Below are 12,450 nucleotides of genomic sequence, written 5' to 3' on the forward strand. Positions count from 1 at the left end.
GTAAATGTATGTGCCTTGGTTTCGTATATGGCTGCATTTGAGGTGTTGGTTATGGTTGGAGTACGAGCTGCATTGGAGGTAAACACGTTAGTTAATAGAAGGTTGCTAAGTGTTACAAGTACCCTATTACCTATGTGATATCTGAAGTGGGTGTATGGTAAGTAAGGAGTATTTAAGTGTTATCAACTATCTATAAAGATATCTAAGTAATTAGTTAACTGCTTTGTTTAAGTGCGGTGCTGAAGGTGCTTGCACTTAAACAAAGTGTTCACATAAATGGACCCTAATGATATTCTTATACCTAGAATACATCACGGAATGATTCATGGAACTGACATTAGACGAAGCTCTTCAGAAAGCTATAGAAGCCCATAAAGCTGGACAAGTTCAAGAAGCAGACCGCCTCTATACAGCCATACTTAAGGCACAGCCTAAACACCCTGATTCTAATCACAACATGGGTGTGTTGGCCGCTGGTGTTGGTAAGGCCCAAGAGGCATTACCATTCTTTAAAACAGCCCTAGAAGCTAATCCCAGCATAGGTCAATACTGGCTAAGCTACATTGATGCTTTAATAAAACTAGATCGAATAACTGATGCGAAAACTGTATTTGATCAAGCTAAGAAGAAAGGAGCTAGCGGCGAAGCATTTAATCAGCGAGGAGCGAAACTGAACTTCAATAAAGGGACTAGTACATCTCTAGAAGCAGCTCAACTCATAAAAAAAGCCATCATTTATAGGGAAAATGGTGAGTTCGCAACTGCGATTAAACTCTTAACTAACTGTCTTTCTGAGTTTTCGGGTAGTGCTGAACTGTTATCGTTATTGGCACATTGTTATTTGTTGAACGATGATCTAGAAAACGTATCTTTTTATCTGGGTAAGGCTAAAGAAATTGATCCTCATGCTGTTTCAGTAGGATTAAATGATGTCAGGTTGCTTATGCAAAATAACAAGATGTCTGATGCCCTGGTTGTTGCAAGAAAAACAATGGAAATATTTCCAGAAAATGTTGAGGGTATGGGAGTAATTGGAGCTTGCTTAAGGGTCAATAAGGAGATTGATCAGAGCCTCTTATATTTAGATAAAGCGATCTCACTCAACCCAGATTACGCTGAAGCATTAATAAATAGGGGCCTTATTAAGCTAACCCAAAAAGATAAATTAGGGGCTCTCTCTGATTTGGAAACGGCACATAGACTTAAGCCACATATGAAACAGATTTGGGATCTAGTGATTTCTTTAAATGCAGAGCTCAACAATTTTGAACAGGCAATATCACTTCTATCTAATATGGCTAAATCTGATCCTAGCAACGAAAAGCACTTTGAAAATTTGGGGCGATATCATCAATATTTAGGTAATTTAGAAGCAGCCTTAAAAAACTACACACACGCCGTCAAGATTAAGCCTGACTTTGCTGAGGCCTATAGCAATATGGGGGTTACCCTGCAGGATAAGGGTGATCTAGAGGCTGCCATAGACAGCTACAAAAAGGCTTTAAAGATCAAGCCTGACTATGCTGATGCCTATAATAATTTGGGTGCTGCTCTGAGGACTAAAGGTGATCTAAAGGCTGCTATAGACTGCTATATAAAGGCTTTAAAGATCAGGCCTGACTATGCTCAGGCTTATAGCAATATGGGTGTTGCTCTGAAGGGGATTGCATTTACTAAACCAATCTCTGGTTTGATGGAAATAATAATCTCGTTACTTGATCAAAGAACACCCTGCATGCCTTATACCATTGCACCAGCAGCAATTAGTCTTTTAAAATTAGAGCCTACTTTAAAAGAGCTTTTAGAAAAGCATTCTATAGGCACACTAAGGCAGTCGCTTCAGGAAATGACATCAACTTTTGCTGAATTGCCACTCCTGTCGAAATTAATGAGTGTTTGTCCTATTGCTGATCTTGAGTTAGAAGCCATTCTAGTGGACATAAGATTGGCTTTATTGTCTTCTGTAGATGAAATTTCCATCTCTCCAGGAATATTGCGTTTCCAATCAGCATTAGCCCTCCAATGTTTTACCAATGAGTATATCTACAATCAGACCGATAAAGAGTCTGAATTACTTAAAGCGCTGGAAGTTGTGATAGAGAAAAAGCTTTCAAATGATCAACAGCCAAGTCCACATTCCATTTTATGTTTAGCTAGTTACAAAGCTCTGCATGAATATGAATGGTGTGATGCGCTCACTATAAACACTGACATTGAAGAAGTTTTTGTAAGGCAAGTTCAAGAACCTAAAGAAGAAAGTCGCCTGAAAGCTAATATCCCAATATTGCAAGAAATCACTGATAAGGTATCGTCAAAAGTAAGGGAGCAATATGAAGCAAACCCATATCCTAGATGGGTTAATTTAGGATTATCTTTACGTCCTAAAACCACAACTCAACTAGTTAAAGAATTGAATCTGAGGATCTTTGATAATGCAGCAAATGATAGACCAGCTCCAAATATTTTAATAGCTGGCTGCGGCACTGGCCGGCATTCAATTGTTGTGGCATCAAGGTTTAAGGACTGCAACGTGCTTGCCATTGACCTAAGTCTATCCAGCTTAGCCTATGCTAAACGAAAGACAGAAGAACTGGGCTTGCAAAACATTGATTACATGCAAGCTGATATTTTAAGTCTTAACAAGCTTGATAAGAAATTTGACATTATTGAAAGTGTTGGTGTGTTGCACCACATGGATGATCCTATGGCTGGGTGGCGAGTTTTGACCGATTGCATAGAACCAGGCGGTCTTATGAATATAGGACTGTATAGCGAATTAGCTAGGCAGCACATTGTAAAGATACGAGAAGAAATCAGCCAATCAGGCATCGGATCAAGTGATAATGCCATGAAGTTATTCAGAACCGAAGCGATCAACTCAGATAAAGCGCATTATGAGCGAATACTAACTTCTGGAGACCTTTATAGTTTGAGTACATTTCGAGACCTTCTTTTCCACGTTCAAGAACATCGGTTTACGATATGTCAAATAAAAGACTGCCTGTCTGAACTAGGCTTGAAGTTCTGTGGTTTTGAATCAGATAAAATCGTTGGGGATTTCAAGCTAACTAATACTGGACCAGATGATCCTTATGATCTCGATAAATGGGACTTATATGAAAAGGACAATCCACATTCCTTTGTTGGAATGTATCAATTTTGGTGTCAGAAGGTTACTTAGTTGCATTTAAGGAGCCAACAGAATAGCTGGTTTACACCTTCAAAAATCTAATCTGTCGCACTGCACATTTATAATAACGCCTCGATGGGAGGTGGCCCACGCCTACCCCTTAAAGTAAGCCTATGAATGCCTGTTGATTACATTACTGCAGCAGTCTATATAACCCCAGTTTATAGGGGTGCTATTAGTAATGGCCAGTGTGGCAGTTTAGATTTTTGAAGGTGTAAACCAGCTATTCTGTTGGCTCCTTAAATGCAACTAAGTAACCTTCTGACACCAAAATTGGTACATTCCAGCAAAGGAACGTGGATTGTCCTTTTCATATAAGTCCCATTTATCTAAATCGTAAGGATCATCTTTACCAGTATTCGTTAGCTTGAAATTCTTAACTATTTTACCTGATTCAAAACCACAGAACTTCAAGCCTAGTTCAGACAGACAGTGTTTTATCTGAGGCATGGTAAACCGATGTTCTTGTGCATGAAAAAGAAGGTCTCGTAATGGACTCAAACTATAAAAGTCACCAGACGTTAGTATTTGCTCATGATGCACTTTATCTGAGTTAATCACGTCACTTCTAAATAACTTCATGGCATTATCACTTGATCCTATCCTTGATTGGCTGATTTCTTCTCGCATCTTTACGATGTGCTGCCTAGCTAATTCGCTATACAGTCCTATTTTCATAAGACCGCCTGATTCTAGACAATCAGTCAAAACTCTCCACCCAGCCATAGGGTCACCCATATGATGTAACACACCAGCACTTTCGATAATGTCAAATTTCTTATCAAGCTTGTTAAGACTTAAAATATCAGCTTGCATGTAATCAATGTTTTGCAAGCCCAGTTCTTCTGTCTTTCGCTTGGCATAGGCTAAGCTGGATAAACTTAGGTCAATGGCAAGCACGTTGCAGTCTTTAAATCTTGATGCTGTAACTATTGAATGCTGACCAGTGCCACAGCCAGCTATTAAAATATTTGGAGCTGGCCTATTATTTGCTGCATTATCAAAGATCCTCAGATTCAATTCTTTAATTAGTTCAGCTGTGGTTTTAGGACGTAAAGATAGTCCTAAATTAACCCATCTAGGGTAAGGATTTTCTTCGTATTGCTCCCTTACTTTTGACGATACCTTATCAGTAATTTCTTGCAAAATTGGGATATTAGCTTTTAGGCGACTTTCTTCTTTAAGTTCTAGAATTTGTCGTGCAAAAACTTCTTCAATGTCAGTGTTTGCAGTTAGCGCATCACACCATTCATAATTATTTAGAGCTTTGTAGCTGGCTAAACATAAAATGGACTGTGGACTTGGCTGCTGCCCAGTTGAAAGTGTCTTCTCAATCACACATTCTAGCTCTTCAAGTAATTCGGTCTCTTTATCGGTCTGATTGTAGATATATTCATTAGTAAAACATTGAAGAGCTAATGCTGCTTGGAAGCCCAATATTCTTGGAGAGATGGAAATTTCATCTACGGAAGACAATAAAGCCAATCTAATGTCGACTAAAACCCTTTCTAACTCAAGATCAGCAATAGGACAAACACTCATTAATTTCAACAGAAGTGGCAATTCAGTAAGAGTTGAAATAGTTTCTTGAAGCGACTGCCTTAGAGTGCCTAAACAATGCTTTTCTAAATGTTCTTTCCATGTAGGCTCTAATTTCAACAGACTAATTGCTGCCAGTGCAATGTCCTTAGGCCTGCAGGAAGTGTTTTGATCAAGCAGCGAGACTATTATTTTCATCAAACCAAAGTTTGGTCTAGAAAATGCCACTCCATTCAGAGCAACTCCCATATTATAATAGGCCTCAGCATAGTCAGGCTTGATCTTTAGAGCCTGTTGATAGCTATCTATGGCGGCCGCTAGGTCACCCTTCTCAAACAGGACAGTACCCATATTGTGATAAGCCTCAGCATAGTCAGGCTTAATCTTTAGAGCCTGTTTGTAGCTGTCTGTGGCGGCCTCTAGGTCATCCTTCTCAAACAGAGCAACACCCATATTATAATAAGCATCAGCATAATCAGGCTTAATTTTCAGAGCCTGTTGGTAGCTGTCTATGGCGGCCACTAGATCACCCTTATCTTTCAGGGCATTGCCCATATTATTAAAAGCCTCAGCATAGTCAGGCCTGACCTTTATGGCCCGTTTGTAACTTTTTATTGCAGCTTTTAAGTCACCCTTATCCTGCAGGGCAATACCCATGTTGTAATAGGCCTTAGCATAGTCAGGATTGATCTTTAGAGCCTGTTTGTAGCTGTATATGGCAGCATCAAATTGACTCAACCCTGCATAAGCAACGCCTTGAATATTATACAGAGTCAATGAGTTAGGAAATTGCGACAGCAATTGCTTGGCACTATCTAAAGCCTGTTGGAGTTGTCCTTGTTGATAGAGGTTAATCAATGTCTGTAACTGGGCTTGCGGTGGGTCTATAGAGCCTTCATTTGGCGTATTAAGTCTTTGCTCCAACACATTAAAAGCCTCACCTTTGGCTCCTTTGCCTTTAGCTTCCGCAAGCACAGTTTTCGCATCAGTTATTCGATCTAGCTTAATCAAAGCTTCAATGTAGCTTAACCAGTATTGACCTATGCTGGGATTAGCTTCTAAGGCTGTTTTAAAGAACGGCAGTGCCTCTTGGACCTTACCAACACCAACAGCTAGCACTCCCATGTTGTGATTAGCATCAGGGTGTTTAGGTTGCGCCTGACGTATGGCTGTATAGAGGCGGTCTGCTTCTTGAATCTGCCCACTTTTATGGGCATCAACCGCTTTCTGAAGGGCTTCGTCTAATGTCAATTCCATAAATCAATCCGTGATGTATTTGTTAGTACAAGAATACCATTAGAGTGCAGCTAGTTTGAATACATTATTTAAGTGTTAGCACCTTCAGTGCCACACTTAAATAAAGCAGTTGACTAATTACTTAGATACCTGAATAGCATTAAAATACTCCTTAATTACCATACATCCACTTCAAATATTCCACAGGAAATAGTGTACTTGTAACACTTTGAAATCTTCTAATATACCTTACCTATCCCCCCCAACAACTTCTGTATTCCAACACAACGTATACACCATATCGGTGAATACTTAACTCCATCTTAGGTGAACATGGAATTTGGTTTACAGCTGACGCACCTAATCTGTCGCACTGCACATAATAATAACGCCTCTATGGGTGGTGGCCCATGCACCCCCTCTGAAGTATGCCTGTGAATGCCTGAGGTGCTATTCAGCGTGAGATTACAAACCTTTTAAGGCGTAGCATTAGTCATTTGAAGTGTCCTCACAGGCTCTGTTAGAGGCCTTAAATGGGATCCTTCAGTGGTAGTTTAGGTGGTTGTTTTGAGTGAGAAGTTGCTGGTGTTTGCCTTAAGTGAAGGGTGCCCGTGATGGTTTAAATGACTGTGAGCCAAACTGATGTACATTCAGAACGTATTGACGAACCTACACTGCCCGAAGTATGGTTGAGAGACGTTGAAATAGCGTGTTATAGCTCAGTGCTAAGAAGATGAACCGCTTCAGATACACTCCTGGCGCGCCCCGAATTCTATGCTTACTCCACTTTCCGTGGGGCACATACACATATAACACGTTGTTTCTTAAGCAATAACCACCTGCGGTGTTCCACTTTACGTGATCCAGAATGCCGCTGTTTAAGATAGGTGTAAGCCAAAACTGTTGTGCTTACTCAAGAGTAATCTTACTCAGCCACTCATGCTTTGCTTTCAGAGAATATCCATCGCCATAAGACTCACCGATTGAGTTTCGGCTCCATCCTCCAAGTGAATCTGTGATCTCTGGTGGACATCCTACCTCCCTCAGACGATCGCGAAATTTATGCCTCATACTATGAACTACAAGGTCATTACCAATATTGCTCCGAATCCACTTATTCAGAGTAGCACTGGCTGAATTGGCTAAGCAGGTGCCATTTTTAACGTACCTAGGAAATGCATAATCACCACTAGAGGTAGCCAGTATTCGCTTAGCAGCCCAAAGTGATGCACCAATAAGAGGTACTTGTCTTTCACTCTGTTTCGTTTTGAGCCTTCTGATAGGGTTCGGTCTGATGTAAATATAAGGAATAGGGCCACCAATCTTAATGTCGCTAACCTTAAGACCTGTGGCTTCTGCTAACCGCACACCAGTATCTGAAATTAAGGCAGCCAAGTGCCTAACATCATCATCTGTTGATCTACATTTATCATGAAGCAGCCTAATCTCCATTGTAGAAAAGGGCATTCGCTTTTTAGTATCGTTTAGCTCTGGAAAGAATACATGTAAAAACGGGTTGGTTGCCTTCAAGCCATACTCACAGATTACGAAATTAACCATAGCTCTAACTGATGCAAATACACGTTTCGCCGAGCTTGATACTAAACCCCGGTCAAGCAAAGCATCACGCAGCACACCTCTAGCTTTACCATCGTATGAGGTTAGATCATGGTCTCCCACTGCTTCAATTGCATAGTTAGTGCTGCGAGTGGCATGACGTATGAACTTAATGCCTTTTTCGCCACCTTTAAGCCTAACGTAGACATCCAGTGCTTCAGATAGAGTAACTCCACACAGATCATTCACAGTGCCAAGGCTTGTTAAGGTTGTTAAAACAGGGATTGGCCACTTTTCAGATCGGAAATGGAGCCATTGCTTCTCCAATTGACCTGTAACTGATGCTGCTGACTTCAATGCAGCTGAACGTGATCGGGTTTTCAAACTGAAGACAACTCGTTTGCTGGCATACTGCACTGAAACGTCGTCAGGGATTCGTCTGTTATAGTAAAAAATGCCATCTCTTTGGAGGAGATATTTTGCACCAATGTAACACATTTTGGCTTACACCTATCTTAAACAGCGGCATTCTGGATCACGTAAAGTGGAACACCGCAGGTGGTTATTGCTTAAGAAACAACGTGTTATATGTGTATGTGCCCCACGGAAAGTGGAGTAAGCATAGAATTCGGGGCGCGCCAGGAGAGTGACTTAAACACTAATAATTAAACTATTAAATAAGTAAATCAATAAGTTACAAAACAGTGCTGATGACAATGTACAACTGTAGGGTACTACGGGAGGCGCTACGGTCAAGGGTCATTACCCGAACTTGCCAAGACTGCAATCCTTAGGTATGTATTTAATGCATTTCATCTTCTGATTAACGTGAGTCACAGCACGAAGTCATCATAAGTCTGGTTTATATCTGCCTGCTCTAATCCAATGTACCTCATCGTCACTGCTGGTGACGAGTGGTTCAACACACGAGCAATGACTTCCAGTGGAACTCCAGCAACCCACATCGCATAGCCTCGTGTTTTTCTCATTGAGTGCGTACCTAAATGAACGCCAATAATTTCGCCAACTTCTGCAAACTTGCGAGCAACAGTTTCGCGCGTAATTGGTTTTAACAGACTTTTTGCACGATTTCCTACAGACTGAAATATATAGTTGTCGTTTGGGTTCAGTGATTGACGCTGCTTAACGATAGTCTGCACCTTTTCGTTCAATTTGATGATGCGAGTTTTACCCGTCTTGCCTTCAATGACAGTGATTGTTTCCCCACCAGCAAAGTCCTCGTAGGTGAGATTGAGCAAGTCACTAATACGCAATGCAAGATTTAATCCCAATTGCCAGATATCGCGGTACGTTTCGTTTCCATGCTTTTCCAACATATGACTGACAACTGCAATTTGCTCTGTTGTTTTAACTGCTGCGACTGATTTCATTGTCTCATTCCTTAATCACACAAATAACTTATTAGTTATATTATGTGATGTAGGACGCTAGGTCAACGGCTATCTAGGATAGGCACTGGGATGGGTTGGTCACACAATTGTATTCTGTGACCAAGAAACCAAAATCGCTGTTTTAAACGCGTTTTAGCACCATTACTTTTGAAATGCATAAATACATTATACAAATTGAAATAAAAAGGTTAGCACGCCGAAAATAATTGTGCTGCTGAAACTTGCTAAAACGACAAGGGACGCAAACAGATTATTCAGTTATCTGCTCATCGCACATTCATAAGGCTTAATGTAAGTAATCTGGATGACCTTAAAAACGACACCTGTTAACAGGTAGTAACGTTAGCGATGTAGGACAGGTTGGTCAGGCTTAAGATGCTTGAATACAGTTAAATAAATAATTTATTTAATTAAAGTGAGTGGGACGTCACGCTCTTCGGAGTAACCCACAAAGTCGCAAACAAAATGATGCCTGCATACATCGTTTGTGACTTGCGTAAGACGGCACATAATCGGTGATAGCAAAACCTACCGGTCCTGAGAAGGTTGTGTCTATGTAGATATTGGAAACTTCAAAGAAAGTAAGCAATAGGTTGCGTCATAGGCGGCGTGACCTATTGTGGCTTAAAGAAAGACTTTAACTTTAATCATCATTACCAACATTGATGAAAAAAATGACCAACACTAATAAATATAAAAAATAAGACAGTGCTGTATGTGAGCAGGATTACTGCGAAACATTAAGTGCTGGCTTTATCCGCAGAGCGGATATGAACGAGACAAAAAGGAGTACAACAAAAATGACATTTACGGAAGAACTGTACCAACATATAAGCAGTCTATATTCAGGAATGACCGTGAGAGGTTTTTCCAAGTTATGTGGCAAAAGCGAAGGTTACTTCGGCAGTATGAAAGCACAAAACCTAGAACTAGCAACAAGCGCCATTACCAATCTTTTAGAAGAACTAGAGCAGCGAAAGATGATGTTCATATCAATGAACGCGTCAGCCAAACAAATTACCGAGTTGAGAGATGTACAACTCTTTATTGCAGACGAGATAGCGGCACGACACCACAAATGCATTGAGAACCAAAACTTAAAGATACGGCAGATGTTACTAGAGGCAGTGAGTAATTTAGCAGACAGAGAACTTGATAACAGAACCCCAACACCTGTTTTCATAGGATTAAATTAAAGCGGCATATAAAGAGCGTAAATGCATCAAATCGGACCTACCCAGCACGGCAATGCAAACGTTCCAACTATAGGTTGCAGCGTTGCTCTATCCTATTGTGTGTGAGAAAAACCGTGCACTCTTGCGCCGATATAACCAACTCAAAATAAAGGAGAAATGAACAATGCGATTAAGCGATTTAGAAGAGGAGGCGTATGGACCACAGGACTATAAAAAAATTAAGGCAAAACAAGAGAGGGAACGCAAAGACAAACAGACGAAATCGGACCGAGTTAAACGGGAGAGGGGGCAGTTGCAGCGAGCACAACAAAAAGTTAATCAGCAACGGAGCGACCTTGCACGAGCGGCATCCAATTAAGCAAAAAGGCACATTAAATGTGCCTTTTTATTGTCTTAAATAATGATTAATTTAGCGCAAAAATTATCTAAACTGCCTCTCGGTCTCGACCGGTAAAAATTAAACCCGACCCTCCTATCTATTTTCTGTCACCACTATGTCGTTTGAACATCGAACCTAGTTTGGTATAGTCATCTAATGAAACTAATCAAAACACTCCTCACCATCCTCTTCATATCACTTCTCTCGCCTCCAAGTTGGAGTATGGATATTGGGGAATTGATGAAACGTGAAGGTATTTACTACCAAAAGTTCTCTGAAGTTCCATTTACTGGGAAGGTAACATTGTTCATTCAGTTCTAAAGAGGAACAGAGAACGATTAAATAGATTAGAAGTTCAAAACCAAGAAACAGAAATCGAATATGGGAAAATGGAGTTAGTCTGGTTGAGAGAAGGACAACTATACTTTGACCCAAGAAAGGATGTAATTGACTACCTGTCTACCGTAGTCAAGTAGTCAATCCATTTCCCGTTTTAGCATTATTATAGAGTCTCTCACCAGTGACTACGGAAGTACTCTAATGAACAGGATAAAAGTATTGTGCCTATTGTTAACTTTATTAATGTTTCCAATCATGAGTAATTCAAGTGCAAAAATAAATTTAGAAGAATATATTAATTCATTTTCATGGGATAAAAGAATAGTCCTCCTTATTACAAAAGATATTCATTTCATTAATGAAACTGACGATTTTTTTAAAACAAATAGTTGTGAAAATGAAGAAAGAAATTTGAAGTACATTAGAATTGTTGGAGATGATATTAATAAATACATTGTTCCAGATAGATATAAGAATAAATATGGACTTTGGTTAATTGGTTATGATGGTGGAGATAAATCATATTCAAATGACACCTCATTACTAAAAGAAATTCACAATATTATTGATACAATGACAATAAGAAAGAGTGAAATGACTGAACAAAATGAAAAATGTAATTAAGGTTTTATTATAGAATCTCTCACCAGTGACTACGGAAGTACAATCACACTCTTTCTCCTCCGCCTTCAATCCTGTATAAATCCGTCTATAATTATCCTTCTGTCACTTGTTCCCCTTACTCTACCAAACCGATCCAACTGTGATCAAACAACAACTGAAGTAGTTTATAGCGGTCTATACATTAGCCACACAGGCATCATCAATTCGACCAACAAAACCTTCACCGATATCCTCCCCATTTGGATACAAATAATCTACAGACAACGAACCCTTATCCGAATGATTGAAGTGAAAAGTATATAAAAACTCCTCCCCCTCATAATAATCAATAACTTCTTTTGAAACAGGTTGTCCTAGAGAAACCTGATCCCACTCGTCATTTGTAAGAATACACTCTCGGTCATCATATCCAATTTCAACAACCACAGATTTCGACATTCGTATCATCCTTATAAAAATTCATCAGAGGGATACAGGTAACGAACTCCGTCTTCCTCAGACTCAAATACCCCACAGAAATCAACACACAAGTTATCAAAGGAATGACCCGTTCTCTCTTGGAATAAAACTAAAAATTTACCCTCATACTCTAAGGTACACTGGTAAGTGCCAACACAATAATCTGTATCTGGATCCTGACCCCAATCAATCATCATCGACTTAAACTGATCGTATTCTTCATCAGACAAAGTTTGATCTCTTTTATACCGACGAAGTCTGAATTGTGGGTCTTCATTGAAGATTTCAATGAATCGTTCTATGTCAGATTCAGTTGGAGACTCCCATATACTTTTGCGTATAAAGCACCCAACATGTTCGTAGTCACTGATCTCATCAACCCCTAAACTGGCTAGCCATTTAGACATAGGTCCATCAGGTCCATTAATAAATGCTACATTTTTATCATTGACAAGGTATAGGTGACCTTCTTCATACTGACTTTTACTAATTTCCGTAATCATTTTTCATCACAAATAA

General features: G+C 39.8%; 9 protein-coding genes. 4 read left to right on the forward strand and 5 right to left on the reverse strand.

What is annotated here, in order from left to right:
- Positions 1-325 precede the first annotated feature (325 nt).
- Complete coding sequence (locus tag ABXT59_RS13600; RefSeq protein WP_443636752.1) at positions 326-3,181, forward strand: tetratricopeptide repeat protein; 2,856 nt, start codon at positions 326-328, stop codon at positions 3,179-3,181.
- 258 nt (positions 3,182-3,439) lie between these two features.
- On the opposite strand, the gene ABXT59_RS13605 is transcribed toward ABXT59_RS13600, so the two are convergent.
- From ABXT59_RS13605 to ABXT59_RS13615, 3 genes are all read right to left on the reverse strand, one after another.
- Positions 3,440-5,986: a tetratricopeptide repeat protein gene (locus tag ABXT59_RS13605; protein ID WP_443636753.1), complete on the reverse strand. Its 2,547-nt coding sequence runs from the start codon at positions 5,984-5,986 to the stop codon at positions 3,440-3,442.
- A gap of 888 nt (positions 5,987-6,874) precedes the next feature.
- A complete protein-coding gene (locus ABXT59_RS13610; protein ID WP_443636754.1) occupies positions 6,875-8,020 on the reverse strand; it encodes a DUF6538 domain-containing protein in 1,146 nt (381 codons plus the stop codon).
- A gap of 335 nt (positions 8,021-8,355) precedes the next feature.
- On the reverse strand, positions 8,356-8,913 hold the full coding sequence (locus tag ABXT59_RS13615) for a tyrosine-type recombinase/integrase (protein ID WP_443636755.1): 558 nt from the start codon (positions 8,911-8,913) through the stop codon (positions 8,356-8,358).
- 878 nt (positions 8,914-9,791) lie between these two features.
- Between ABXT59_RS13615 and ABXT59_RS13620 the strand changes: the two genes are divergently transcribed.
- The 3 genes from ABXT59_RS13620 to ABXT59_RS13630 all read left to right on the forward strand — a co-directional run bounded on the left by ABXT59_RS13620 (position 9,792) and on the right by ABXT59_RS13630 (position 11,472).
- Positions 9,792-10,130 (forward strand): hypothetical protein, encoded by a 339-nt coding sequence (locus ABXT59_RS13620; RefSeq protein WP_443636756.1) that lies wholly within the window; start codon positions 9,792-9,794, stop codon positions 10,128-10,130.
- A gap of 163 nt (positions 10,131-10,293) precedes the next feature.
- Positions 10,294-10,488 (forward strand): hypothetical protein, encoded by a 195-nt coding sequence (locus tag ABXT59_RS13625; RefSeq protein ID WP_443636757.1) that lies wholly within the window; start codon positions 10,294-10,296, stop codon positions 10,486-10,488.
- 615 nt (positions 10,489-11,103) lie between these two features.
- Positions 11,104-11,472, forward strand: a complete 369-nt coding sequence (locus tag ABXT59_RS13630; RefSeq protein ID WP_443636758.1) for a DUF4174 domain-containing protein — start codon at positions 11,104-11,106, stop codon at positions 11,470-11,472.
- Between the two features lie 174 nt (positions 11,473-11,646).
- Here ABXT59_RS13630 and ABXT59_RS13635 read toward each other — a convergent pair whose 3' ends face one another.
- Positions 11,647-11,910 (reverse strand): hypothetical protein, encoded by a 264-nt coding sequence (locus tag ABXT59_RS13635; protein ID WP_443636760.1) that lies wholly within the window; start codon positions 11,908-11,910, stop codon positions 11,647-11,649.
- 11 nt (positions 11,911-11,921) lie between these two features.
- Entirely contained in the window at positions 11,922-12,434 is a 513-nt protein-coding gene (locus ABXT59_RS13640; RefSeq protein WP_443636761.1) for a hypothetical protein, read from the reverse strand.
- Positions 12,435-12,450: the final 16 nt, after the last annotated feature.

The sequence above is a fragment of the Candidatus Njordibacter sp. Uisw_058 genome, assembly GCF_047730065.1.
Taxonomy (GTDB): domain Bacteria; phylum Pseudomonadota; class Gammaproteobacteria; order Pseudomonadales; family Balneatricaceae; genus Njordibacter.

Coding starts and splice junctions, on each gene's coding strand:
- ABXT59_RS13610 (WP_443636754.1), bottom strand. CDS start 8,020: ATGTGTTACATTGGTGCAAAATATCTCCTCCAAAGAGATGGCATTTTT.
- ABXT59_RS13640 (WP_443636761.1), bottom strand. CDS start 12,434: ATGATTACGGAAATTAGTAAAAGTCAGTATGAAGAAGGTCACCTATAC.
- ABXT59_RS13625 (WP_443636757.1), top strand. CDS start 10,294: ATGCGATTAAGCGATTTAGAAGAGGAGGCGTATGGACCACAGGACTAT.
- ABXT59_RS13605 (WP_443636753.1), bottom strand. CDS start 5,986: ATGGAATTGACATTAGACGAAGCCCTTCAGAAAGCGGTTGATGCCCAT.
- ABXT59_RS13615 (WP_443636755.1), bottom strand. CDS start 8,913: ATGAAATCAGTCGCAGCAGTTAAAACAACAGAGCAAATTGCAGTTGTC.
- ABXT59_RS13600 (WP_443636752.1), top strand. CDS start 326: ATGGAACTGACATTAGACGAAGCTCTTCAGAAAGCTATAGAAGCCCAT.
- ABXT59_RS13635 (WP_443636760.1), bottom strand. CDS start 11,910: ATGTCGAAATCTGTGGTTGTTGAAATTGGATATGATGACCGAGAGTGT.
- ABXT59_RS13630 (WP_443636758.1), top strand. CDS start 11,104: ATGAGTAATTCAAGTGCAAAAATAAATTTAGAAGAATATATTAATTCA.